At 45.2% G+C, this 25744-nt stretch carries 23 protein-coding genes and 4 pseudogenes; 13 read left to right on the top strand and 14 right to left on the bottom strand.

Features of this window, described 5'->3' with window-relative positions:
- Positions 1 to 14: 14 nt before the first annotated feature.
- The 5 genes from V7K36_RS24855 to V7K36_RS24835 all read right to left on the bottom strand — a co-directional run bounded on the left by V7K36_RS24855 (position 15) and on the right by V7K36_RS24835 (position 5352).
- Entirely contained in the window at positions 15 to 1748 is a 1734-nt protein-coding gene (locus V7K36_RS24855) for an ABC transporter permease (RefSeq protein WP_335120248.1), read from the bottom strand.
- Between the two features lie 81 nt (positions 1749 to 1829).
- The gene (locus V7K36_RS24850) at positions 1830 to 1991 is read right to left on the bottom strand and encodes a hypothetical protein (protein WP_335120246.1); all 162 of its coding nucleotides are present in this window, start codon (positions 1989 to 1991) and stop codon (positions 1830 to 1832) included.
- Between the two features lie 707 nt (positions 1992 to 2698).
- Positions 2699 to 3346, bottom strand: a complete 648-nt coding sequence (locus V7K36_RS24845) for an HAD-IA family hydrolase (RefSeq protein WP_335120244.1) — start codon at positions 3344 to 3346, stop codon at positions 2699 to 2701.
- A 127-nt stretch (positions 3347 to 3473) separates the two neighbouring features.
- Complete coding sequence (locus V7K36_RS24840; protein WP_335120242.1) at positions 3474 to 4667, bottom strand: NAD(P)/FAD-dependent oxidoreductase; 1194 nt, start codon at positions 4665 to 4667, stop codon at positions 3474 to 3476.
- A 487-nt stretch (positions 4668 to 5154) separates the two neighbouring features.
- A complete protein-coding gene (locus tag V7K36_RS24835) occupies positions 5155 to 5352 on the bottom strand; it encodes a hypothetical protein (protein WP_335120240.1) in 198 nt (65 codons plus the stop codon).
- Between the two features lie 127 nt (positions 5353 to 5479).
- Here V7K36_RS24835 and V7K36_RS24830 point away from each other — a divergent pair, with 127 nt between their 5' ends.
- From V7K36_RS24830 to V7K36_RS24815, 4 genes are all read left to right on the top strand, one after another.
- Positions 5480 to 7297 (top strand): beta strand repeat-containing protein, encoded by a 1818-nt coding sequence (locus V7K36_RS24830; RefSeq protein WP_335120238.1) that lies wholly within the window; start codon positions 5480 to 5482, stop codon positions 7295 to 7297.
- Between the two features lie 231 nt (positions 7298 to 7528).
- Complete coding sequence (locus V7K36_RS24825; protein WP_335120236.1) at positions 7529 to 8152, top strand: 4Fe-4S single cluster domain-containing protein; 624 nt, start codon at positions 7529 to 7531, stop codon at positions 8150 to 8152.
- Positions 8153 to 8524: 372 nt separating this feature from the next.
- Positions 8525 to 9562 (top strand): FecCD family ABC transporter permease, encoded by a 1038-nt coding sequence (locus V7K36_RS24820; protein ID WP_335120234.1) that lies wholly within the window; start codon positions 8525 to 8527, stop codon positions 9560 to 9562.
- 482 nt (positions 9563 to 10044) lie between these two features.
- Positions 10045 to 11694 (top strand): DUF4091 domain-containing protein, encoded by a 1650-nt coding sequence (locus tag V7K36_RS24815; RefSeq protein WP_335120232.1) that lies wholly within the window; start codon positions 10045 to 10047, stop codon positions 11692 to 11694.
- 204 nt (positions 11695 to 11898) lie between these two features.
- Here the strand turns inward: V7K36_RS24815 and V7K36_RS24810 are convergent, their stop codons facing one another.
- Positions 11899 to 12216 carry a DMT family transporter gene (locus tag V7K36_RS24810; RefSeq protein ID WP_334825911.1) on the bottom strand — a complete coding sequence of 106 codons (318 nt, stop codon included), beginning with the start codon at positions 12214 to 12216 and terminating at the stop codon, positions 11899 to 11901.
- Positions 12217 to 12716: 500 nt separating this feature from the next.
- Here V7K36_RS24810 and V7K36_RS24805 point away from each other — a divergent pair, with 500 nt between their 5' ends.
- A complete protein-coding gene (locus V7K36_RS24805) occupies positions 12717 to 13166 on the top strand; it encodes an Hsp20/alpha crystallin family protein (RefSeq protein ID WP_335120230.1) in 450 nt (149 codons plus the stop codon).
- 241 nt (positions 13167 to 13407) lie between these two features.
- Here the strand turns inward: V7K36_RS24805 and V7K36_RS24800 are convergent, their stop codons facing one another.
- The 3 genes and pseudogenes from V7K36_RS24800 to V7K36_RS24790 all read right to left on the bottom strand — a co-directional run bounded on the left by V7K36_RS24800 (position 13408) and on the right by V7K36_RS24790 (position 16221).
- Positions 13408 to 13707 carry a ferredoxin gene (locus V7K36_RS24800; protein WP_335120228.1) on the bottom strand — a complete coding sequence of 100 codons (300 nt, stop codon included), beginning with the start codon at positions 13705 to 13707 and terminating at the stop codon, positions 13408 to 13410.
- A gap of 102 nt (positions 13708 to 13809) precedes the next feature.
- Positions 13810 to 14522 (bottom strand): annotated as a pseudogene (locus V7K36_RS24795) (uroporphyrinogen-III synthase).
- 625 nt (positions 14523 to 15147) lie between these two features.
- Complete coding sequence (locus V7K36_RS24790) at positions 15148 to 16221, bottom strand: IS630 family transposase (RefSeq protein ID WP_335120226.1); 1074 nt, start codon at positions 16219 to 16221, stop codon at positions 15148 to 15150.
- Positions 16222 to 16276: 55 nt separating this feature from the next.
- Here V7K36_RS24790 and V7K36_RS24785 point away from each other — a divergent pair.
- Together V7K36_RS24785 and V7K36_RS24780 are read left to right on the top strand one after the other, a co-directional pair.
- Positions 16277 to 16423 (top strand): annotated as a pseudogene (locus V7K36_RS24785) (transposase); the annotation flags it as partial.
- 160 nt (positions 16424 to 16583) lie between these two features.
- Positions 16584 to 16817 (top strand): annotated as a pseudogene (locus tag V7K36_RS24780) (transposase); the annotation flags it as partial.
- Positions 16818 to 16834: 17 nt separating this feature from the next.
- Here V7K36_RS24780 and V7K36_RS24775 read toward each other — a convergent pair.
- The 5 genes from V7K36_RS24775 to V7K36_RS24755 form a co-directional block, all read right to left on the bottom strand.
- Entirely contained in the window at positions 16835 to 17620 is a 786-nt protein-coding gene (locus tag V7K36_RS24775) for an SDR family NAD(P)-dependent oxidoreductase (protein WP_335120224.1), read from the bottom strand.
- Between the two features lie 97 nt (positions 17621 to 17717).
- On the bottom strand, positions 17718 to 18476 hold the full coding sequence (locus tag V7K36_RS24770) for a nuclear transport factor 2 family protein (protein ID WP_335120222.1): 759 nt from the start codon (positions 18474 to 18476) through the stop codon (positions 17718 to 17720).
- Between the two features lie 129 nt (positions 18477 to 18605).
- On the bottom strand, positions 18606 to 19109 hold the full coding sequence (locus tag V7K36_RS24765; RefSeq protein WP_335120220.1) for an SRPBCC family protein: 504 nt from the start codon (positions 19107 to 19109) through the stop codon (positions 18606 to 18608).
- Positions 19110 to 19112: 3 nt separating this feature from the next.
- Complete coding sequence (locus V7K36_RS24760) at positions 19113 to 19715, bottom strand: NADPH-dependent F420 reductase (RefSeq protein ID WP_335120218.1); 603 nt, start codon at positions 19713 to 19715, stop codon at positions 19113 to 19115.
- 101 nt (positions 19716 to 19816) lie between these two features.
- Positions 19817 to 20329 (bottom strand): SRPBCC domain-containing protein, encoded by a 513-nt coding sequence (locus tag V7K36_RS24755; RefSeq protein ID WP_335120216.1) that lies wholly within the window; start codon positions 20327 to 20329, stop codon positions 19817 to 19819.
- 76 nt (positions 20330 to 20405) lie between these two features.
- Here V7K36_RS24755 and V7K36_RS24750 point away from each other — a divergent pair, with 76 nt between their 5' ends.
- The 6 genes and pseudogenes from V7K36_RS24750 to V7K36_RS24725 form a co-directional block, all read left to right on the top strand.
- A complete protein-coding gene (locus V7K36_RS24750; RefSeq protein ID WP_335120214.1) occupies positions 20406 to 21320 on the top strand; it encodes a LysR family transcriptional regulator in 915 nt (304 codons plus the stop codon).
- Positions 21321 to 22159: 839 nt separating this feature from the next.
- Positions 22160 to 23062 carry a S1C family serine protease gene (locus V7K36_RS24745; RefSeq protein ID WP_335120212.1) on the top strand — a complete coding sequence of 301 codons (903 nt, stop codon included), beginning with the start codon at positions 22160 to 22162 and terminating at the stop codon, positions 23060 to 23062.
- Between the two features lie 31 nt (positions 23063 to 23093).
- On the top strand, positions 23094 to 23930 hold the full coding sequence (locus tag V7K36_RS24740; RefSeq protein ID WP_335120210.1) for a S1C family serine protease: 837 nt from the start codon (positions 23094 to 23096) through the stop codon (positions 23928 to 23930).
- On the top strand, positions 23927 to 24559 hold the full coding sequence (locus V7K36_RS24735; protein WP_335120208.1) for a response regulator transcription factor: 633 nt from the start codon (positions 23927 to 23929) through the stop codon (positions 24557 to 24559). The genes V7K36_RS24740 and V7K36_RS24735 overlap by 4 nt, the downstream gene beginning before the upstream one ends.
- A gap of 374 nt (positions 24560 to 24933) precedes the next feature.
- Entirely contained in the window at positions 24934 to 25347 is a 414-nt protein-coding gene (locus V7K36_RS24730) for a GlcG/HbpS family heme-binding protein (RefSeq protein ID WP_335120206.1), read from the top strand.
- An 11-nt stretch (positions 25348 to 25358) separates the two neighbouring features.
- Positions 25359 to 25733, top strand: a pseudogene (locus V7K36_RS24725) (hypothetical protein); the annotation flags it as partial.
- Positions 25734 to 25744: the final 11 nt, after the last annotated feature.

The following is a 25744-nucleotide window of genomic DNA, read 5'->3' as shown; positions in this document are numbered from 1 at the left end:
TAGCGAGCGATGGTTTAGAGATGGTACTTGGTTTCTGCTAGTTCATACAATCGTCGCCAAAATACTCTGTTCAGCCCAACGACAAATAGGCTCATCATCCCAATCCCCAGTGTAATGCGAGGCCAGTCACCTACTCCTGTTGCGTGAGCAATATATGCTCCCAACCCGTTGGCAGTTAGGGTGGTTTGCCCCCAAGCGACAACCTCTGAGACAATGCTGGCGTTCCATGCCCCACCGGTAGCAGTGACGCCACCTGTTACCCAGGCGGAGAAGATGCCAGGAATGATTAACTTGCGCCACAGCCGCCAACCACGTAAACCAAGGCTGGTTGCCATCTCGCGTAGATCCGTTGGGATGCTCATCGCTCCAGCAATGGAGTTGAAGAGGATGTACCACTGGGCGCCCAGTGACATCAACAGAATACTACCCCAATCAATGCTGATATGGGAACGGATGAAGAACAGTGTAGCGAAGGGAAAGATAAAGTTTGCTGGAAAGGAGGCCAAGAATTGCACCACAGGCTGCAACAAAGTTGCCAGTCGGGGATTAAACCCAATTGCCACTCCCACAGGTGTCCAAACTAGAGTTGCAAATACCAACAACACCAGCACACGTAACAGAGTGAGTAATCCCAGCCCAAAGGTTTTGACAACTTCAGCTAGTCCCACCGTTGTGAAAATGAAGTGCAACCCGACAACCAACAGCCCACCAATTATAGCCAGCAGCATCAAGTTGTAAAGGCGATCGCCCATTTCCTGCCGACTAGTCTCCACAGCCCGGGGAGTCTGCGGTGGCGTTAGCAATGACAAAATGCGGTTGATAGCTTCAGCCAAAGGAGCTAGCGCCCGCCCCAATAGATAAGGAATTCGGGCTGCTTTGAGCAGATCGTAGACCCAGGATTCAGGTGCTTGGGCTGCTGCACTCTGTTCTAAGCGGAACTTATCCGCCCAGGCGATTAACGGCCGCCAGAACAGTTGATTTACCAGCACAATCACCACAGCGATCGTCAATAGCGCCCAACCCAAAGCAGGTAAATTCTCCGCTACAACTGCGGCTGCTACGTAGGAGCCAATTCCCGGTAGTGTGTATTGCTGGTTTAGTACGCTGATAGCTTCACTCGCAGCCACAAAAAACCAGCCACCCCCAAAACTCATCATCGCATTCCAAAGCAGCCCCATCATCGCTGTAGGCAATTCCAGCTTGGTGAACCGTTGCCATCCCGACAACCGATAGAGCGTTACTGCCTCATCCAGTTCCGGTGGCAGTGTTCTCAGTGAGTGGTAGAACGAAAAGGTCATATTCCAGACCTGACTGGTGAAAATTGCAAAAATCGATGCTGCCTCTAGTCCTAATAGGCTTCCAGGAAACAGGGCAATAAAACCTGTAACCGTGATCGACAAAAAACCTAGTACCGGAACCGACTGCAAAATATCGAGTAATGGAATCAGAACTCGTTCAGCGCGGCGGCTTTTGGCAGCAATGTAGCCATAAATTAAGGTGAACAGCGTTGAGTAAAACAGGGCAATAAACATTCGCAGGGTTGAGCGCCCAGCATAATACGGTAGATTACGCGGGTCGAGGCTGATACCTGGCACTACATCGGGTGGTACAAAGCTTACCAACGTTCCAGCACCGACACGCGCAATTAGCGCCAGCAGAACCAATGTGCCAAGAATCAGGGCAATATCAGCTAGGCCAAAAGGGAACCGGCGGAGTGCTTCAGGGGAAGGAAAAGTTTGCTTCAGCATTTAAGGATAATTACGGGGCTGGCATACCTTTTTGAGCTAATAATCAGACATTACTACCCTCGATGTACAAGGACAAATAATCTAGTCTATGGTCAGAATACCATCATAAAATCCTTCAAAGTGATATCCTCCTATGTTGTTATGTGTGCGAGTAACAATCAGTAAAACGAAAAGATTTCCCGAAGCCTGACCAAACTTTTCGAGTAACTCTGTGGCGATCGCTATCAAGTTAGGGACTGACAACAATTAAATTATCCAATCTTGTGGGGTGGACATCCAGCCCTTGGCTACGGGCGGGCGAGACACCCACCCCAGAAGAAGTAGTTGAGTATTTTTTTATTTGTCAGTCCCTTAGTTGGCAGGTATGCGATCGCAAATAACCTAAAATCCAAAATCTAAAATTACAGCTATTTTCAGGTAAATCCCACATTTCGCAGGTTTAAACAAAGATTTTGGTATTTTTTTAATAACGCTAAAGTTATTATCCTGTAAGGATTTTACCACAAAAAGACAACACTAGTATCATCTCTTGAAGCCGCCACTATATCTATGTGTGAGGCAGACGAGAAAGTTTGATTGAATCGAACCACAAACAATAACAGACTTATCTAACCAAGAGCGATCGCTATCTAATTAATTGATAATAATCTCAATAAGCTCCGAGTAGGTGACTGGTACTTAGTCTTTCAGCCGCGATCACATGACGATATTCAAGTCTGGAAGACTTGCCCTACAAGGGTTTGAAAATTAACGAACATTTTTGACATACCTGCGGAATGTGGGGTAAATAAACCACGCAGTAAGGGCACAGCATTGCTGTGCCCCTACGACAGATGTGGTTCAAATACTTGAATTCTGGTGTAAATAAGAGAGATCGTGACTTGATTGCTATGAGTCAATCTAAAATCTAAAATCTAAAATCCAAAATTGATTGACCTTACCTATCTGCCTCATTTTCCCCTGTTGATCCAAACACCTCTGAGTCCAGATGCTTTAGCTCCGTGGTAATCTTCTATGATGCTATCGCCAATATGCCATGCTGCCTCTGGGGAACATTTATGTTTGTCTAAGGCAATGGCAAAAATTTGAGGATCAGGTTTAGCTGCACGTACCTGAGTAGAAATGGTGACGGAGGTGAAAAACTCTCTCAATCCCAAACTTTGCAATACTGAGTAAATCCGAGAATCGAAATTAGACAGCACCCCCAAGCTAACTCCCAACCGCCGCCAGTTAATTAAAGCTGGTAAGACATCGGGATAAACAAACCACGGTTCGCCAGTGCCAAAGTGGATGTAAAGTTCGCTAAAAAAAGCCGAAAAGTCAGAAAATTCTTTGAGAACACCTGCACCTTCAAAAGTGTTCAGGGCAATTATCCGCCACCAATCAAACTCGCGTTGCGGAATATCTTGCACTTCTGCATCTGGGAATATTGGCGGCGGCGCTGCTTTAAAGCTTTGAATGAACGTTCTATTTAATGTTTCGGCTGCAACTGTAACGCCAAATTCCTCAGCTATCTGACTATAAACTTCACCCACACCACCTTTGACATCAAAGAGTGTACCCACAGCATCTAAAAAAATAACTTTTGGTTGTTCCATCAAAGCCTGAAGATTTTAAATCTTGAATTTTAGATTTTGGCTTAATTAAAAACTTTTGTACTCGACTAACTCAAAATTGAATAGGGAATGGGGCATCAATGCCCAATGCCCAATGCCCAACCTTAAGTTACTGAGAAAGTGTTTCTATGAGCGGACGGACTAGCCAATTAAAACCAACTTTGAGTTGATGGTCTAAAGTTGGCAATCTATATAAATAGGCAATACGCCGGGCGACGTATGCCAAGCGCCCATCTAGTTTAATTCCCAAACCAGTGAGAGTGGCGTTGTCTATTCCTAGTGCCATCATTTCTCCTAACTGTTGGTAGCGGAAGGGAAGGAGGGGGCGATTAGTCAGAGTTGCCCAGATATTCCAAGCAGTATAATCAGCTTGTTGAAAAGCCGCTTGGGCGGTGGCGGGAACTTGCTGTCCTTCAGCATCATGACAGTCTGCTAAATCTCCCAAGGCAAAGATTTCTGGATGATCAAAAACTTGCAAATTAGATGTAGTGCTGATTTGACCACGCTGATTTTGTTTCAGGGGAAGAGATTTCACTACGGGCGCAACTCTAGTTCCCACAGTCCAAATTACCAAATCTACGGGAATCGTGTCTACCTGGCTTTTGTATTCTAGGGAGATGCTATTTTGTTCTATTAATTCGACTTTGGTTTCTAAATCCAGAAACACACCACGGGCTTCTATTGCTTTCTTTGCTGCTTCCCGGTTAAACTCTGGGGAAGTTCGCAAAATTTGGTCAGCAATTTCAATGATCCGAAAGCGTCCTCTTTCCCCTAGTCTGTCGGCTAACTTACAGGCTAACTCTACACCACTGTAGCCAGCCCCAACGATCGCCACCCGAATTTTATCAGCATCCGATTCTTCTAAAAACCGCAGGCGTTCTTCCAAACGATAAGCATCAGAGATTGTGCGGAATGTGTAGGCGTAAGATGTTGCACCAGGTACTAAATCTAGTGGTGTCTCACCTCCTAGTGCCAGCACTAATCGGTCGTAAGGGATTTCTGGCCCTGACTGTATATTTACCCGTTGCTGGTCGATGTCAATTCCAGACACAACTCCTTGATAAAAACGCACCCCTGTGCCTTGTAAAATTTCTTCAAAGGGTGGGGCAATTTCCCAGGTTTGCAGTTCGCCAGTGAGTAATTCGTAAAGTAAAGGAGAGAATAGGAAGCGATCGCTTTGATCTACCAGAACAATTTCGGGTTTTTGCGTAGATTCCCAAGGTAACTGGCTTAAGCGCAGGGCTGTGTGGAGACCACCAAAGCCTCCGCCAAGGATACAAATTCTAGAAGTTTGTTGAGTCATCTATTCTATTTATGGGACAGTCAATACTGGTTGAGCAACTAACTTCAGTCTAGTAAGTTAAAGCGGACTTTTCCAAACCCCCTAAAGTTTTTGAGGGATTAGTCATCAATACGCTTGGGTTAAGCAAAGCGCAACCCAACAAAGTCCTGGAAACTTTGGGTTTTGTTCCTCAAACGCCACTTGCAACTCCTGCGGACAGACGCGCAGGGACAAGTCGGGAAACCGCAAGAGCGCAGTGGCTCCCCAACCTACGCAGTTTAAGGTTTTGGCGCTAACCCAAGCGTATTGGATTAGTCATTAGTCATCAGTTAAACATTATTTCGATATTAGACAAAATGTATCTCTCCATATTATTACTTAGTTTTTTCAGATAAAACTGGATTCCGATACAAGCAAATATAAAGTAAAATAAACTCTGAATAAATTTAAAATTATCACGTCATATCTGTGTTAGAAGAGTCTTGAAGTTTAAGTATATTTTCAAACTTTAAAAGATTTGAAAATGCAGTTCCCTAGTACATTCTGGCGGAAGTTGGCCTGCTTTTGACAAGGGTGTTAAGTCCCAAGTCTTGTTAATTGACATGGTAGCTGGATTTGCGCCGTCTGTACTAAAGATTTGGCTATGAAAATCAGTAATTTTTGATACACCTGACACAACGCTGTTGTAAACAGCGTTGTAGTTCATGCTATCTGACAAAACTCAGTTCTGAATACTGAGTGAGCAGTAGAAAAAATGCTCAAGACTCGTATTAGTAAAAAACGAGCCTTGAGCGCAATATTTATACACCTGAAAAAAAATCGGAGTAATCTGAATGTCTCTATTTACCGTCACTAACACCAACAACGATGGTACAGGTTCACTGCGGCAGGCAATTCTAGATGCCAATGCTCTTACAGGAAGCGACATCATCGAATTTGGTGGACTGTTTACTGATGCGATCGCTCATACCATCAGTCTGACTGGTAGTAGTCTAAGTATCACAGATAATCTTACCATTAAAGGCACAAGTCCGAGCTTACTAACTATTAGTGATGATAGTGCAACACGCGTTTTTGACATTGGCAGTGCTGTAACAGCTGCAATCAACGGGCTGACTATTACTAATAGCTACAAAAATGCTGGAGGAGGCGGTGCTATTTCCAATGAAGGCGTTTTTACTTTAAGTGATAGCACCATCACTGGCAACTCGGCTGAGAACGGAGGCGGCATTTACAACTCTAGCTCTGGCACCTTCACTGTAAATAACAGCACCATCAGTGATAACTCCGCAGGCCGCGAAGGTGGTGGCATCTACAACTATGGCGTTGTTACCGTAAATAATAGCACCATTAGCGGCAACACTGCGTCATACGACGGCGGCGGTATCTATGGTGGTTCTGGCACTATAACCGTGACTAACAGCCTGATCAATGGGAACAGCGTCAGCTTCCAATCCAGCTACTACGGCGGCGGTGGCATCTTCAGTTCTGGCATCCTATCAGTGAGTAAGAGTACCATCAGTGGCAACACTGCGTCATACGGCGGCGGTATCTATGGTATCTATGAAGGCAGTATAACCGTGAGTGACAGCATCATCAGTGGCAACAAGGCCAGCGACGGCGGTGGTATTTACACTGCTGTCACCCTATCAGTAAGTAACAGCACCATCAGTGGCAACAGTGCGTCATCCGGCGGCGGTATCTATGATGGCGGCGGTATCTATGATGACGGCGGCAGTCTTAACGAGGGGGATGGCACTATAACCGTAAATAACAGCACCATTAATGGCAACAGTGCATCATACGGCGGCGGTATCTATAATGGCGGGGAGAGAGACGGCGGACCTAATATAATTGCCGGCACTATAACCGTGAATAACAGCACCATTAATGGCAACAGTGCGTCATACGGCGGCGGTATTGCTGGTTATGGGATCATAATTGTGAGTCAGACCACCATCAGTGACAACACGGCAATCGAAGGCGGCGGTATGTATAACCAAGGCTTTATCATTCCCGGCTACCATTCCCCTGATATTCTTGGATATGGCACTTTTAAGGTGAGCAATAGCACTATCACTAAGAATCATGCATCCACTGGGGGCGGCATCTACAATAATGGCAACCTATTGGTGAGTAGTAACAGCATCATCAGTGATAACTATGCCAGCGACTACGGCGGTGGCATTTACAACTCTACCTCTAACGAGTACGACGACTACAATCAATTAGGCATCGTTAACGTGATTAATAGCATCATTAGTGGCAATCAGGCAGGGAAAGCTGGTGGTGGCATTTACAATAATGGCAACGATGGCGGCGACATTTATGGATCTACCGTTAATAACGGCAGCTCCAATAAATTAGGCATCGTTACTGTGAGTGATAGTACCATTAGTAGCAATCAGGCACCCCTTGGCAGTGATATCTACAATAATGCTACCCTAATGGTGGGCAACAGCACTATCAAGCTCAATCCCGCTTTCGGGATCGAACTCACTTCTGATGGTTATGGTTACAAGATAAATGATGGTAGTATTTATAACTCTAACTCTGGCACTACCACAGTGAACTACAACAGTGCGATCGCTTATAACTCTCAGAGTAATAATGTGGTAAGTAACATTATCATCAACACCGTTATAACCTGATTGGCAGCACAGGCTTTTATAGTAAACTTTGGGTGATATCCCCCAGTCTATCTGGTTTTTGGCTTAACCAAACCGTATTGATTTGACTCCTGACCCAAGAAAACAGGAAACGTCTCCGGCTTTGCTCCTGCCTCCTGCTTTTCCAGTTATATGACCATTATTCACGGTTATATAACTGGAGATTCGCTATAGTTAACGGTTAACAAGCAACGGCTAAAAGGAGTTAAAGAGATGGAAATTAAGCCAACTGACCCATCGCTAGCACTCATAGAAATTACCTCTGGCTATCTCAATATTATGGGTTACGTTGATCAGTCAGAAGTTAATGGCCCTGGTTGTCGTGCAGTCGTCTGGGTACAAGGTTGTCTTCGTGAGTGTCCTGGCTGCTTTAATACGAACTCCTGGTCATTTGAGGCTAACCAATTGATTGCTGTTGATACCCTTGCCGAGAATATTCTCAGCAATCCCCGCAATATGGGTGTAACGTTCTCTGGTGGAGAACCCTTTTGGCAAGCAACTGCACTGGCGTCTTTAGCTCAAAAGGTAAAAGCTGCTGGGTTAAATGTAATGTCTTTTACTGGGTTCACTCTTAAGCAGCTACAGTCCCAATCCGCGCCGCCAGGTTCCCAAGCATTGTTAGAACAACTTGATATCCTGATTGACGGGCCTTTTGTAGAATCTCTGGCAATTAATTCTCCCAACTCTCCAGTTTCTTCTAGCAATCAACGGGTTCGTGTCTTAAACCCGGCTTTTCAAGACCAGATTACTTGGGCTAGCGATCAGATAGAAGTCCATATCCTCAAGGATGGTGGCCGCATTGTCACTGGTTATCAAGGTGGGCTGGAGTTAACGTAGGGGCGCAGGGGCAAGCATAGGTGTCAACTTAACGTAAAAGTTATGTCCCGCAAGGAACTGAAGTTCCTTGCTTATAGCAAAAGTAATCTAAAGATTACTAAATATCCGCAAAAATCTTTAGTCTACTTCAGTAGACTTTAGCTAAAAGCCAGAGAACTAAAGTTCAAGGCGGGTGACGAAGCTAACAGTTAAGCTATTTCTAGCTTAAGTTGATACCAATGGGGGGCAGGGCGAAAAGAGGAAGTTAAAACTTGAAAATTGAGCTTCTGAGGCTCAACGTCCACCTTCTGAGGCTCAAATTTTACTCTCCTGCTCCCTCATCGAAGAGAAGCTATATGTAAATGCAGCTTTGTTTGGGACGGATTATAGTTAATGAAAATACTAGACCGGAATTTGACTAGACTATTTCAGGCAATTTTTACTGAACACCGCGTACTTTGGACTGTTTTACTCCTTAGTGCAGCACTGATGGTAACACTAGCGCTGTCGCTTTCTCAAGGAGCAGTACCCTTAAGTATGTCGGAATTTTGGCAAGCTATTCTCCGCAAAGGCGATCCGGTTAAACAGACAATTCTCTGGGATTTGCGTCTCCCGCGTATTATAGCCGCTCTCATTGTCGGGGCAGCCTTGGGAATGTCGGGGGCACTGCTGCAAGGAATGTTACGTAATAGTCTTGCTGATCCATTTATTCTGGGCATTTCAGCCGGTGCAGGATTAATTGTGATTCTGATGATTGTCTGGCAAATATTCCCGATCGCAATTCCTTTAGCAGCATGGATGGGAGCAATTTTGACTTCAGCGATTGTGATTTTGATCGGTCGTTCGGGGTCGGGAATTTCTGTTGAGCGGTTAATTTTAGGCGGAGTGGCGGTGAGTTCTTTATTTGGTGCTGTCCAAACTACATTGCTGCTTTTGGCTGAAGACGGTCAAATTCAAATTGCACTGAGTTGGCTGGTTGGTAGCCTGAATGGACGGGGTTGGCAAGAAATTGCGACGGCTGGTCCTTACATCATCGTTGCATTGATCGGGGGATGCTTGCTGGCGCGATCGGTAAATGTGCTGGCTTTGGGAGATGATTTGGCTGTGGGTTTAGGGGTTTCGTTAATGCGATCGCGCCTATTAATTGGTGGTGTAGCCACTCTATTAGCCGCAGGTGCAGTCAGCATCAGTGGTTTGATTGGATTTGTTGGTCTTGTTGTCCCTCACGGTGTCCGCCTCATCGTTGGTACAGATCATCGCTTTGTTTTACCACTTTCCGCCCTTGCAGGTGCATGGTTACTGACTTTTGCAGATTTACTTTCTAGATTAGGAGCAGTAGAACTACCAGTCGGTTCCGTCACTGCCTTGCTGGGTTCACCGCTATTTATCTGGTTACTTTATCGTCGTTCTGCTGGGTTTAATAAATTTTGAGCTAATAAACTTGGTTAAAGCCAAGGCTGAAAAATGAGGTTGGGGACGAATTGCTGGATTACCTCAGAATCAAATTCGGCGTTAAACGCAGTTGCATAATCTGCGATCGCTGCCATTTGTCGGAGTAGTGCTAGTGAGTCTAAGTAGATCGGGTATGCAGCCTGGATTATCGTTCTTCCATCACTCTCACTAACTAAAAATCGAAGCTAACTTTTTAACCTCATATAGGAAGAGAGTTGAAGCCTTTATTTTTTAATATAAGCTTAATTTGATACCTCATCATTATAGCAATTTTCAGCATAATTACTAATTGATAAAAGTTATTTTATCTTAATCTCTCACGAATGCCCGCAACCCCTCCCCGCTAGCGGGGAGGGGAGACAAAGCGTAGCTTTGGCGGGGGTGGGGTTTTTCGGGTTTAATAAGCAATCAAGCGGACATGATATTAGCTCCCCTTGTCACTGTATTACTTGACTGATAAAATGATACAACATGACGATTCTTCACCTAAGTATATGCAGATTATTGGTTACTTGAAAAAACTTAAATTTATTCGATGGCTGATATTGATATTAGTTGTATTGGTTGGTTTAAACACTTGGCAAATCCTTAGTCCTTCAGCTAACTCGGCAACAGTGCCAGTTTTATATATGGCTCCAAGTTTGAAAAGGATAGGACAGACTGAAAAAATAGTAAGCAGACCATCAATTAATATTTTTGCAGCTAAAGGCGAATATGAATCGTTCCAATTAGTAATTGGAGCTAGGGCAGGTGGATTGACTAACCTAAAAGTTTCGGTATCAGATTTATTGGGTTCCCAAGGTCAGACAATTGGGAAAAATAACATCACTCTCTATCGAGAACATTATGTTTATGTTAATCATTCTAGCCCAAATCCCAAAGGTAATCTGAACCCTCCTCTGGGTATTGGATGGTATCCTGATGGACTTATACCATTTGTAGATCCAATAACCGAAAAGCCTCCGCTTCCAAGTGAGTTAAAAGCAGTTCCATTTGATTTAAAGTCCGAATATAACCAACCTATTTGGGTCGATGTATTTGTACCTCGCAACGTTCAATCTGATGAATATACGGGTAACTTTATTGTCACAAGCGATCAAGGCAAAACTGAAGGCACGGTAGTCTTAAACGTTTGGAATTTCGAGTTACCTTTGAAGCCCTCACTAAAGTCTTCTTTTCAATTCTGGGATAACAAAACCTATATTGCTAACTCAGAACTTCTCAAGCATAAACTTATGCCTAAAGATGTCAACCCAGAAGATCAGCAAGCTTTGATTAAGCAAGGGCTTACTTCTGCTGATCTCGGTTATTGGAGCGGAGCGAATACCAATACATGTAAGATGAGTCCACTGCCTTCAAAGGATCAATTCCAAAAAACTGCTGCATTTTATCAGTCGGATCTATTTTTATATAACTACACGGCTGATGAAATCGATGATTGTCCAGCCCTTTCTGAACAGATAAAGCACTGGTCTAGAAATCTGCATGAATCGAGGGTTCTTAACCTTGTGACAATGATACCCACACCTGAGCTTTATGACGATGGTTCTGGGACTGGGCGTTCTGCTGTTGACATTTGGGTACTCCTTCCTAATATGTATGAGCAAGCTACTGATAGAGTAGCTAAAGTGCTGAAAAAAGGAGACAAAGTTTGGTCTTACAATGCATTACCACAAGAGGAATACTCTCCTAAATGGGAGATAGATTTTGAGCCAATAAACTTTAGGATTCAGCCAGGTTTCATTAACCAGAGTCTGGGATTAACTGGAATCTTGTATTGGCGGGTTGATTTATGGACAAAAGATCCCTGGCATGATGTTCAAACCTATCAAGAGAATGGTGAGTATTTTCCTGGAGAAGGAATGCTAGTTTATCCCGGCGTTCAGGTAGGGATTCAAGGAGTTGTCCCATCTATGAGACTCAAATGGTTGCGGGATGGAGTTGAGGATTACGAATATATCGAGATTCTCAAAAAACTTGGTCGTGGAGATTGGGCATTAAATATTAGCCGAACCGTTGGTAAAGATTGGAGAAATTGGACACGGGATACAAATATGCTGACTGCTGTGCGATCTCAATTGGGAGCAGAAATCGACAGACTCTCTTTCTAAAAGGGAATGCACGTTAAGCCAAGGGCATTCAAAAGAGTGAGTAAAAGCCTTCTGCTTTGCAAAACTTCTCTCCAAGTATAAGTGGCTAAAAAACATCCCACTACTTAACTTCCACATCACATGCAAATTAGTGAAAAGTGGGTTTTGTAGTGGGATGTTTTGGTAAACCCGATGATACATGAGCCGCCTAATTCCTATCCCCCATCAACTTGCATTTATACCAATTACCCCGATGATTATTAAGGCCATGGAAATGAGCTTGATGAATGTAGCAGATTCCCGAAACCAGATAAGACCAATGATAGCAACTAGGATAGTTCCCAATCCAGCCCAGACAGAATAAGCCACACTCACTTCAAGTCTCTTGAGAGCAAAGGTGAAAAAAGTAAAACAAAGTCCATAAAAGACAAATATTAATACCGAAGGAACTATTTTAGTAAATCCTTGCGATAACTTCATGCAAGTTGTGCCTGAAACTTCAAAGATGATTGCTGCGATCAGGTAAAACCAACTTGTTGACATATCTGTTATTAGCAGTTTGTTAGGAATGCCTTATTATCTCTGTGAAATTCAAAAAATACAACAGATCTAATTATGATCATTAGTCGCGTGAATATACTAAATATTTGTAATATCAGTTACGCATAGCAAGCTTTAGGAGTAGGGGTGTGGGTAAAGCTCGTACCAATCTTTTAAATATACAGCGTTTTTCAGGTAAATGAATTACACAGGTAGGGGCACAACAGTGCTGTGCCCTTGAAATCATGTGTACCTCACCAAGTTGCAATCTGCTGTAATTGTTCTATTTCAAGTCGGCTTTTGTAGAGTTTACCGAACACACTTATTGAAAATTACCGTACTTGTTATTAACTAGATTTTTGGTTCGGTAATCTTCCTAAATCAGGTGACAAAAACCGAATTTACACCACTTTTATTTTTAAATACTATGAGAGAGAACAAACAAAGGTATCAAATCCTCAATTAGTTGGACAGCAAAGATACTGAATATCCGAGGTAGAAATATGACATTAGTACGTTGGAACCCCTGGCAAGAATTTAACGCAATACAACGTCAAATCAATCGCTTATTTGATGAAGATACTTTGCCAACTGCATTTTTGGATAGAGGTTTATCTAGAGTTCCCTCTGCTGAGTTAAAAGAAACTGAAGATGCAATTCATCTGAAGCTAGAACTTCCGGGAATTGAAGCTAAAGACGTGGATTTGCAAGTTACAGAAAATGCTGTATACCTCAGTGGTGAGCGGAAGTCTGAAGCGAAATCTGAAGATAAAGGTGTGATCAAAAGCGAATTCCACTATGGTAAATTCCAACGTGTAATTCCTTTACCTGCTCGGATTCAAAATACCAACGTCACGGCAGATTATAAAGATGGCATCTTGAACCTGACACTACCCAAAGCCGAAGAAGAAAAGAATAAAGTTGTCAAAGTTAATCTAGCATCCTCTGGCTAATTTACGCTTGATATCTGCTAGCTATCTATGAAACTAAATAATAAGCGCTCCCCTTTTGGAGAGCGCTTTTTAATGTGAATTACTCAGCCTATACAGATTTATTACAAAAGTGCAAAATTTTAAATCCAGTAGAGTGTGTTATCGCCGAGAGTACGACACCACCTCAGATTTGAAGTGCGCTAGGGTGAATGTTCTAACGCACCCGACAAAACTTGCTCTTGATTAAATCCACATTTTTTAGTTAAGCGTTAAGCGCTTCTTCTTGATTGGTTTCGATAACACAGTCAGAAGTGGCATAGGCAACGCAGGTGAGAACCCATCCCTCGTCAATTTGATCGTTGTCTAAGAAGTTCTGATCCGATTGGTCAACGGTACCTGAAATCACCTTACCGGTGCAGCTAGAGCAAGAACCAGCGTTACAGGAATAGGGCAAGTCTAGCCCATTTTCCTCGTTAGCGATCTCTAAGATATACTCATCATCAGGAACTTCAATTGTTTTTTCTCCATTTGGGGTACGTAATGTGACCTTGTAAGTTGCCATGTAAAAATTCCTAGTTAAGATAAACTCCATTTCCGATACTACGGGTTTATGTGCAGCTAGTCTAGAGTGCAATGTGGTTGATTACTCTACATCCTGATGCGCTTACCGTGAACTAGAACTGAGAGTAAAAAATTCTGCGATCGCTTCTGCAAATCCCTCAAATGAACTATAATCTTTGGACACAATAGAGACATTCATACCCAACTTTTGGGCATTGGCAGTTGTATAAGGGCCGAAACATGCAATAATACAACGTTCATAATCGCTTTGCGAGTTGACCATTGTCAAAAAGCTTTCTACTTCCGCCGTGCTACTAAAGGCGATTACATTGATCATTGCTTGACGTATCAGGTTTAATTCAATACTGTAGATATTTTTATCTAAACCCTGTGTAATATAGGTGGGTACGCGAGTTACTTTCATACCCAATTTCTGCAAATCTGTAATTAAATTGGGTACAACATCAGGCTCAGGTAAACCAACAATTTCTGGAGCCGGGATCAGCTTTTTACCACAGATACGGGAATATTTAAATCATTCATCCGCTGAAAAAATGCAGTGATCCCGTTTCTACTGGTGAAGACAATCCAATCAAATTCATCTATGCGTTCCAGAGCAGTATCTAATTTAGTGTAGTTTGATAAATAGCAGGTTTCGATAGTAGGCATGAGAACAGGTAGACCACCTTGTTTGATGATTTGTTCAGATAGCCTAAAAGCATAATTTCTCGGTGCTGTTACTAAAATTCTCTTGCCATATAGAGGTAATTCTCTAGATGGAGTGAGCAGGTCGATTTCTGTTGATTGGGTGTACATTTGTTCGTCTTCCATTTCATTGCTATTCCACCTTAGAATGGGCGTTGCTGAATTTCTAGCGATTTTCATATGGATGAGGTATGCTAACAATCTCTAATTTGGATAGGGAGCATCCCAATGCAAGCAAATTTACCAAAATCGTTACAAGTCAAACGTGTAGTAGGGATGCACAGATATGCATAGGTGTCAACTTAAAACAAAAGCCTGTCTAAAACAAGCTTTTAGGGGTTGTCTCGAAGCGATGTCTACGACGGGCTGTGACGCTCTCTTATGAGACGCTGCACGTAGCTTGCTTCTCCGTAGGGGTACGAATACTTGCTAGTGAATTAAAGGTTGTCGCGGCTTCAACTTACGCTGATTTTCTGCAAGGTAATGTACCAAGCTCGACTTTACAGCAGTTCCTGCTGCTATGAAGTACAGTATCTCCCTCCCCTCCACATTCCCTCCTTTTAGAACTCTCAGCACTAAACATGTACCTCACAATAGCGGGAAGTGCTGTATCCAAATGCTGAGGTTGTGTCCCAATGATTCTTGGCGTGTCGATTAAATATAATAACGAACTTCTTTAATTCGTCAATGAACTTCTTTAATACCAAGTTGCCAAAGATAGTATTGTTACATTCCGTTATATTGAACAGAGCCAAGAAAATCCGACTTCTCCCTTAACAGTTAGGGGGTTATTCATCAGCCACTGACAACGATCAATCAAGGCAGTCTCTAGAGCATCAAGGTTATCAAACACCTTGTTTGCCAATCGTTCTCTAAGTAACGGCCACATACACTCGCTAGGATTAAGTTGAGGAGTATATGGAGGAATGGGGTACATGATGATGTCTTGTGGGACACTCAAGTGACGAGTGGTATGCCAACCAGCTTGGTCTACAAGCAAAATAATTAACTTGTCTTTACGGGAATTAACTTGAGTAGCAAAAGCATCCAAGGCTATTTGCATCACAGTTGTATTTACCCTGGGCAAAATAAACAAACAACTATTACCTGTTTGGGGATGAACAAAACCATAAGTGTAGAGCCATTTGTAGGGTGGATAATGATTAGCAGTTGGACGTTGACCTTTCAATGCCCAGGTTCGACGAACAACTGGCTTGAGTCCTAAACGAGCCTCGTCCTGTGCCCAGACTTCTACATGTTTATGAGGGCATAACCAACGCATTAATCGGACAAAAAACTTCAGTTGCGCTTTAAAAAATGCCCTTTCTTCTTGGGTTGCACTTTTTTCATGCAATGGTCTTGGTAATTGTAAGGTCAAACCCAGTCGTCTTAGTTGTCTCCACGCCGTTGTCCGATGTATGCGGATACCAAACTGTTGTTTAATCAATTCCCCTACTTTTGGTCCACTCCATAACCCACCGTCATCTGGAGGTGATTGTAATCGTTCAAAAAGTTGCTTTTGCTGTTCTGGAGTTAAGGCTTTTTCTTTACCTCCAGGGTTGTTTTTATGTCCGTCTACAATCCCTTCTAAACCTAGAGCATTGTAACAGCGAGCAATTTTTCGTACCCAATCAGCACTAAAACCTGTAATGGCAGCTACTTGCTCTACTTTCATTACTTTTCCTGGTCGGCTCAACAGACGAATCACCAACCATCGGGTGCGTTCTTTTACGTCTCTACAACGACGGTAGCGTTGGGTTAATTCTGCATAATCCAGGTGAGGAATGATCTTAATCCGAGTACGAGGCATCACTGTACACCGATTTTACTTCCATTAAATAATACTATCTATTGCAACTTGGTATAAACTGCTGTACTTACCCCCTTATTCACCGGATCTCAACAAGATTGAGCAATGCTGGTCTTGGCTCAAAAGTCGCATTCGCAAGCAACTTGACCAATGTGAGTGTCTACGGGATGCGATGGAGCATATCTTATCTCTAGCGTCCTAACCACCACGGCGGTTGCTATACTTAAACTCCAAGAAAATGCTTAGAAGTTCAATTCGATTAGTCATACATTATCTTAAGTATGGTTCCGATGCACTGCGGGCGCATAGCGCCCGCAAGCTTAAGGCGATCGCATGATTCATACATTGATTCAGCAACGCCGGAATTTCACTACACTCCTAAACGTGGCAGTTGGCTAAATATAGCAGAGATTGAATTGAGTGTTTTAACTCGTCAATGTCTCGACCGACGGATTCCTGATCAACAAACATTAAAACAAGAGATTGCTGTTTGGGAAGAACAAAGAAACAATTTGGGCAACCGTGTTGATTGGCGGTTTACCACCGCAGACGCACGGATAAAACTGAAGCGACTCTATCCATCAATTCAAAGTTAACAGAGTACTAGCTGGACTCAGGCTTGTCCGAGGAGTGAGAGGAAGTTCGGTTGCCCGTTGGATGCGTGGAGACCACCGTCAACCGGCAGAATCACTCCATTGATAAAGCGGGCGTCCTCACTTGCGAGAAATGCAATCACACCCGCAACTTCTTCTGGTTTGGCGCTCCTTCCGATCGGGAGGCGGTCACGAAAAGCTGCGATCACTGCTTCACTTTTCTCGAAATCGACAGTGGCCTCCGTAGAGGTGATGCTAGGTGCCACGGCGTTGATGCGCACGCCACGCGAGCCGTATTCAAGCGCCAAAGCGCGCGTGAAGTTCGTGACGGCACCCTTCGCCGCGTTGTAAGCGCTCATTCCCCAATCTCCGCCCAGACCAGACGCGGAGGAGAGGTTGACGATGGAACCCTTCGTCTTCAAAAGCTGAGGCAGTGCTTCGCGGGCACCGAAGTAAACACCGTCGAGATCAGTAGCCATCATCTTCCGCCAGTCCTGCGTAGTAATCTGCGCGAAAGGACCGAATGTTGCGAACCCCGCGTTGTTGACCAACACATCCAGCCTCCCAAACTTGGTGACCGTGTCTTCTACTAGGCGCTTGACGTACGTCTCATCCGACACATCTCCGGGGTGAACAAGTGACTTTGCTGCATCAAAGCCAGCGATGGTTTCGCGCAACTTGGCTTCACGCCGTCCATTGAGCACGACAACTGCGCCTTCCTGCAGAAAGCGGCGCGCGGTGCCAGCACCGATGCCAGTACCGGCCCCCGTGACGATGACAACTTTACCTTCAAATCTGTCCATCATTCTTTTGATCTCTCCCATATGATTAGTTGCTATCTCGATTGAACTTCCGAAGGATCATGCACATTTATCGCTCTGAAAACAGGCTGCCAAGTTCAACCTAGAGCATGCCGTTGTTGTTTTTCCATTCTTCTTGAGGCGGAACCTTTTCGGGGAATCCCCAGTGCTCAACGATCTTCTCGTTTTCAACTCGGTATAGGTCGATATAGACGCAAGGCTCGTCCTCAACCGTTCCCACAGCAGCTATGAAAACAAAGTCTCTCTCTCCCAGCAGGAACTTTATCTCGTCTATGCTTCTGTGTTGCATGAGTATTACAACGTCATGGAGAAACGCCGCGACTCCATCGCGGACGCCAGGCTCGTGGCGGACGCAATAATCTCCGGAAAAGTATTGCAGGATCTTACTGTGGTTTCCTGAGATGTGAACCGTCTCGTAGTACTCCTGCATCATTGACTTGTTCTTCTCTGTGTTCTCCGAGGGGTTTGCCTCGGTCGGCCCGTCGGTCTGCGTGTGTCCACTCTCATTGGGAGGAGCTGCTTTCGTCGAAAACACCCAGTGCTCGACGATCAGACCGTCCTCAAATCTGAAGACGTCGAAGAAGGTGTTCTGACCGAGAATGAGTCCGTCTTCCTGAGTGAAGACGTAGTACCCGTCTTGGAAGGCTCGCACCACCTTCAAATGATTTTCTTCCTCTGAAAATTGATTGATGTACTCTTTCAACCCGTCAATACCATCGGCAGAGCGCGGATTGTGTTCCATATATTTCTTCGGGTTGATGTACTTAGTTGCAAGGTCTAGGTTCCCGGAACCGATGCCCTGAAGCACAGTCAATGCTTTCTCGATGTCACTCTTTGCCATGTCTTATCTCCTTCGGATAGTTGGGACTTGGGGACTGGATCGGCGGGCATGGCATGATACGTCCCGACGTTGGCCGTGAGCCGGACAATCGGTGCGTTGAAGACCGATTCCCGGTAGCAAACTGGGAGATCAGGCCCTTGCCTTCGCGGCCGAGACGGAGGTCGCGAAGGCAAGGGTTTCCACCCAGTCCTGATGGAACTGGTACAGCGTACCGGGGTGTTTGCGACCGAGTTCCTCCACAAAGAAAGGACCCTGCTGCGTCTCCTCGGTAAGCAGATGACAGCCGCTGTCCATCGGAGTGATGACCCAGCCGTGATAGGCGCTCGAGTCCTCATGGCCCTCCGCGAGAAACGAATCCGATGCAAGCCTCTCGCCGGGAATAAACTCCTGCACGGTGTTCACCAGAGGAATGTCGGCTGTCTTCCAGGTGTATCTCGCACCCAACGCCAACACAGGTTCTCTGGTTACGATCTTGACGTCCTTCGCGTGAGGGTAAAACTTCGACCAATTATGGGCGTCGATCAGGAGTTTCCAGACCACCTCGGGCGGCGCCTTCACGTCAACGTCGTTAAGCGCGTAGATGGCCGAACGCCTCGGGTCGTATTGGTGAGGCCAATTCACGTGGTTATACATTTCTTATTCCCCTTTCTTGAAAAGATCCTGAAAAATCAGCGGAGCCCAGGTGTTTCCCCGCGCCTGGACGAGTAAACCTCCCTCTGCAAGCCTTCCCAGCCCGATTGGCGCGAAGCCGAGTTGTTCAATCAAGGCCGCCACTCGGGCAGCAGCACTTTCGTCGTCACTCGATAGGAACAGAACGCGCCGCCCGCCCTTGACGTTCGGATCTTCGGCCAAGCTCTCCGCAGGTAAATGGTTGAAGGCCTTCACCAGTCTTGCGCCGGGTAAAGCCTGGGATATCACAACGGAGGAAGGAAGGTTGCCCAGTTCTTCCGGAGGGACACCGTACGCGTTTGTGATGTCGATCACGATCTTGCCCTGCCAACTCTCAGCGGCCTTCGCAACGTCTTCATGCGTCCCGAAGGGAACAGCCAAAAGGACGATTTCGGCTTTAACCGCGTCCTGCAACGACTTGGGGATGATCGTTGGTCCGATCGCCTTTGCGACCGACGCGAGCGCTTCGGGCGGCTGCCTGCTTGCTAATGCCACTTCGATTTCCTTGCGGGCGAACGCTCTGGCGAGCGCCTGGCCGACTTTGCCGGCACCTATGATTGCGTAGCTCATGTAATCCTCCATGTTGGTGTTGAGTTTGGTATTGCAGAGTCGATTGCCGTGATGGCATGAAAGGCGGTCACTGGTTCGGGCGTTGACCGACCGGTTGTTTGTTATGTGCGAGAGCCACCGCGTTCGGTGGCGACTTTGGCGAGATCATGAAGGAGTTTCTCGTGTGTACGCCAAAAAGCATCGGGAGCTTTTTTAGCCAGTTCGATCCAGTGCGGGCCCTGCATTGTCTCTTCGGTCCAGAGGTGGCAGCTATTCGGCGTGGGTGTGATGATCCAAGCGTGATAAGCCTTGGATTCCTCAGAAACCTTCGGGTAGCCGCCCCAGACGATGTGCGTCATAGGTTTGAACTCCTGCACGGACGCAAATACATCTTGACCGGCCAGATTGGTTTTGAACCGCGTGCCAAGGCGCAGCGACTCATGTCCGTCATGCAGTTGAACGAGTTTGACGCCTGGGTAGAAGCTGGGCCAGACTGTGGGATTCACGAGCAGGGACCAGATCCTTTCAGGAGAGGCTACCACCTCAAGCTCGTTCGTGAAATGGATCGGGGAGCGGCTGGGGGCCATTTCCTCCGGCCATTTTATTGCTTTGAACATATCGACCTCGTTAAGCATCTTGCTTGGATACTTTCAATTATTGCTTGCAATCTTACTGATGTTAATAGCAAAATTGACTTATTAATTTGCAAAAATGCAAGTAAAGGTAGCAATGTTGGATTGGGACGACTTACGGTATGTGTTAGCGATCGCTCGTGCAGGCAACATTACAGCAGCGGCTCCCACGCTGGGCGTACACGAATCAACGGTGTTGCGACGGCTGAATTCCTTGGAAAAGCAATTGGGAACTCGTTTATTTGAACGTTTTCCTGGCGGTTACCTCACCACGCCTGCAGGAGAGGAAGTCTATCGAACGGCTGGACAGATGGAGGAAAACATCCAAGCACTTGATCGCCGTATCAGTGGACAGGATTTACAGCTTCGTGGCACGATTCGAGTCACCACAACAGATTCCCTGCTGCTTAAGTTGTTAACTCCTCACTTCATTGCATTCCAGACTGCTTATCCAGAGATTGAACTGGAAACCATTGTTTCAAACCAAATTTTTAATCTGACGAAACGGGATGCAGATATTGCCATCCGGGCAACTAATCATCCCCCTGAAACATTGGTAGGACGGCGGGTTGCTAGTGTCGCCTCTGCTATTTATGGCTCAAAAACTTATCTGGCATTTCACCCAAAGATTGAGGATTTATCACGTTACACTTGGATTGGACTAGATGAGAGCGTGGTACAACCAGAGTGGGAGCAATGGTTACAAAAAGCCTTTCCGGGCATTCGCTACCAATATCGAGTTAACACGCTAATAGGAATCCTAGCGGCGGTCAAAGAGCATTTAGGAATCGCGTTATTGTATTGCTTCATGGCAGATCGCGATCCTGACTTGCAAGCGGTTCATCCTCCCATTCCTAAGTTAGCGAAAAATTTGTGGATTCTAACCCACGCTGATATCCGAAATGTGACTCGCATTCGAACATTCATTGATTTTATTGGAACTGCACTCAAGGGAAATTTAGAGCTATTGGAAGGAAGGTGCCAAAAGTGTTGAAAATTGGGTACAAGTATCATTGGAACAGAAAACCGGGTTAAGCTTAAAAGTCTTATTGCATAAGGGTTTTATTGAGGATTGTACTAGCTCATTTTTGAAATTGCTAAGTAACCTCTTAACGAGAAGTCAAGGGTTTCAGCGTCTGAAACCTTATGTAATATTGCAGAACTTACGCATTGACAAATGAGACAATAAATGTATTAGGGGAAATCAGAAAAAAATAGGCGATCGCTAATTGTAAGGGACTTCCAGAGAATAAAATATACAGTAAATAAAAATGATAATCATTATGGAGGGTAGGGAGAGGCTGCCGACGGCAGCCTCTCCCTACCCCTTTTGTAGTAAATTCAATAATGATTGAATTGATAGGTAGAAAGAGGTGTCGATACAACTAACGGATTCACTGAAAAAATTGTTGAAGGAAACTGCTGAGCAATTAAGCGGTGCAGCAAAGCGTAAATTTATAAGAACTCTTGCATAAATATTATACCACAAAATATTTATGCAAGAGTTCTACTGAAACGAACGCCAAAAAGCTTATATATATGACTTACGCAAAAAATCTCTCAAACTCTTATTCCTCCGTGTCGCGCCAGTTGCTTCTCCTAAAGGAGACGCTGCACGTAGCTTGCTTCTCCGTAGGAGTACAAGTCGGGGAACCCGCCCAACGCACTGGCTTCTCTGCGGACTCTGTGGTTCGATTTTCCGTTGCTTGTGCGTAAGTCCTAATATAAATCCTAGCCATTTTTCTAGGGTGAATTCTCCCCATTTTTCCGATGCTATCTGTGCATACAAAACGTCACGATATGAATATCTAAGAACGTTTGTAGATAAATCTTATGTCTTCATTACTGGCTTTGTCCAACAGTTTAGCTGACACCGTAGAACAAGTTGGGAGTACTGTGGTTGCGGTGAATGGGGGTACACGTCGTTCCTCAAGTGGCATTCACTGGCGTAATGGGATCATTGTTACTTCTGATGAGTCTCTTCAGCGCTATGATGATATCAGCATCACCTTATCAAATGGTAGCACTGCACCAGTAACACTCGTCGGTCATGACTCTAGCACTGATATCGCTGTTTTTAAACTAGAAAATGTCGAAATACCTGTGGCAAAAATTGGCGATGTCAAAACGCTCAAAGTTGGTCATCTGGTACTAGGACTGGCAAGAGGTAGCGAAGGTGACTTAAGGGCGGCGATGGGTGCAGTGAGTGTGGTTAGCGGTGCTTGGCGGAGTATGAGTGGCGGAAATATTGACCAATTCATCCGCCCAGACATCACCCTTTACTCTGGCTTTGCAGGTGGCCCGCTCGTAGATGCTGCTGGTTTTGTGGTAGGTATGAATACATCAGGGCGACGTGGTACTGCTTTGACTATTCCCACTACTACAGTTGATCGCGTGGTTGACCAATTAGTAGCAAAAGGACGCATTTCCAAAGGCTACTTGGGTGTGGGAATGCAACCTGTACGCTTACCAAAGAACCTGAAAACTGCTCTCAATTTAACTTCTGCAACTGGGGTAATTGTCGTTAATGTTGAACCTTCCGGGCCCGCTGATAATGCAGGTGTGCTGCTTGGCGATGTTTTAGTAACGTTCGATGGCGTAACTGTGGGCGATACAGGTGATGTACTGGCACTGCTCAATAGTAGCGATCGCATTGGTAAAACTGTCAACGTCCAAGTTGTGCGGGGTGGGGTGTTAGTTGAGTTAGCCATCGCACTTGGCGAAAGACCTTTGTAATTCGTAATTCGTAATTCGGAACTTTGAGATTATGGCAAACACAACATTACCTAACATCGCTGCTGAATTGACAGAGGTAGCTGCTAAACTACGCCTACGCACTGTCAAAGTAAAAAGCGGCTCTCTGGGAGTCGGTTCTGGTGTAATTTGGCAACCTGACGGACTAATTATCACTAATGCTCATGTGGCAACCAGCAACCGCGCAACTGTGGAATTGGCAGACGGAAGGGTATTTGATGCGGTGCGGACACAATTTGATCCACAGCAAGATTTAGCAGCCCTGAAAATTGTCGCCACTGATTTAACTGCTGCAACCATTGGCAATTCTGAGGCGCTACGAGTTGGTGAATTAGTCTTAGCGGTGGGTAATCCGTTTGCTGAGAGTGGTGCTGTGACAACTGGGATTATCTATGCAAATAATCCGCGGGCTGTTATGGCCGATTTGCGGCTGTATCCGGGAAATTCTGGGGGGCCGCTTGCCGACTGTCTCGGCCGAGTCGTGGGAATTAACACCATGATTGTTAATGGTTTAGCTGTGGCAGTTCCCAGCCACACAGTTGAGCGTTTTTTACAAGTAAATAGTCGTCCGCAACTGGGAGTCACACTCCAACCTGTGCTTTTAAATCGGCGTAGCTTGGGTTTATTGGTGTTGTCAATTCTACCTGACAGTGCGGCGGAAACTGCTGGTGTACAAATCGGCGATGTTTTAATTGGAGTTTCGGGGCGATTATTCACTAGCATGAATGACTTAACCAAATATCTCCATGACAGTAAAGGATCTGTGCCGCTACAACTCCTACGAGGTGGGCAGCAATTAGTGATTTATGTTGCCGTGCAAGCTGGGAAAACTGCTGTGGAGGCGACATGATCCGAGTGATGGTAGTTGCGACTTCCCCTGTAGTCCGGGCAGGGTTATCAGTTGTGGTAACTACCAATCCTCGGCTGACGGTTGTGGGGAGTACATCCGATTTGGATGTATTGGCAAGGGAAGTTGGGCAATTACAACCAGATGTAGTGCTGGTAGATTTGAGCAGCAATCTTCAACAATCGGTGTGGGAAAAATTGCTGCTCATTCAAGAAAAGCAATACCCATTAGCAATGATCGTTATTGTTGAGGAACTCGACAGCATTGATTTAGAGACGGCGTTACGTTCTGGTATCCGGGGGATATTGCCCACTAGTAGCACAGAGTCAGAAATTGTCGCTGCTGTGGAGGCGATCGCTTTTGGTTTAGTAATACTGCACCCGGATGCTGTAGAATTACTATCTATCCGAGAAAAAGTAGTAACGAATCCTGTACAAACCTTGACACCACGAGAGATAGAGGTTTTAGGAATGCTTGGGTCAGGGTTGGGAAATAAAGCGATCGCTAAACGCTTGCATATTTCTGAGCATACCGTCAAATTTCATCTCTCATCCATTTTTCAAAAGCTCAGTGTCTCCAGCCGCACCGAGGCTGTTGCTGTGGGTGTGCGACTGGGTTTGATTATGCTGTGATCTGTAGTTATTATCAGTTGAATGCAATTGATCATGAGCTTAGATCCCGTCTAACCAGCGCTTGAAGTCTTCCCGGTCTTGAAGGGGTACATCGAGAATTTCTGCTTATGATATCCTTTATTGATGACCAGAAAGAAAAAGGTACAAGCCCACTTCGGCTACGCTCAGTGCATCGCCTAAATTTATTTATGGAAAATAAAAAAATGTATTTCGAGATACATAGTACAAGAAATACTACGTAAGTTGACTCAAGCCCCATTATTTATTTATGGGGTTCTTAATCTTAATCTTAATTTTGACTTTTGACTTTTGACTTCCCCAAAGGGGCTGACACACCCCTCAACGCACACATTCCTACGATTGAAAGAATTACCATGACTTCTGACAAACATTCTGTATCTTTGGATGACGCACGACGAATACTAGCGGCTGGAGAAGCGAAGGCTCGTGCAATCGGACAACCAATGAATCTTGCGGTTGTTGATGCTGGCGGGAATCTTGTTGCTCATATTCGTATGGATGGTGCGTGGATCGGAAGTATCGATATCTCAATTAACAAAGCATTTACTGCTCGTGCGTTTAATCTCTCTACCAAATCCCTTGCTGAGGATGCTCAACCAGGAGAACAATTTTATGGTATTCACGCCTCAAATGGAGGACGAATCATGATCTTTGCTGGGGGTATACCACTTCAGTACGATGAGCAGATAGTTGGTGCAATCGGAGTAAGTGGTGGTAGCGGTGAACAGGATCAAGCTGTAGCTGAGGCAGCTGTCGCAGCTTTCTAATACCATTACATCCGATTGTCGAGGGGACAAAGTTGCTGGACATTGAGGGCAATGCACCAACAGGTCAGTTGCAGGTTCAACAAACCCTGCCGATCCGGGGAACGTATCAACTCCTGGTAGCAGTTACTTTGCTCGTTGCCAATGCGTTTGAGCCGATTCAGCAAAAGCTGACGCTGACGTTGCCTGAAAATTCCTTAAAGTTCCGCTACTTTGGTATCCTGGTTGTGATTTTGCTGGCAGTTGGGCTACTAGGAGGTTGGGTGATTGGGGGCAGACAAGCGATTCAACCGGGAGAAATTGCCCCGCAACAGGTGCGATTGTTGTTGAGTGGATTGATTGTGGTAGCGATCGCCGCGCTCCTGTTCGTCAACATCAGCGCTGAACTAAATTCAACCCT

It is taken from the genome of Nostoc sp., assembly GCF_036919555.1.
Classification (GTDB): Bacteria; Cyanobacteriota; Cyanobacteriia; order Cyanobacteriales; family Nostocaceae; genus Nostoc.
This window is presented reverse-complemented; position numbering and strand designations above follow the sequence as displayed.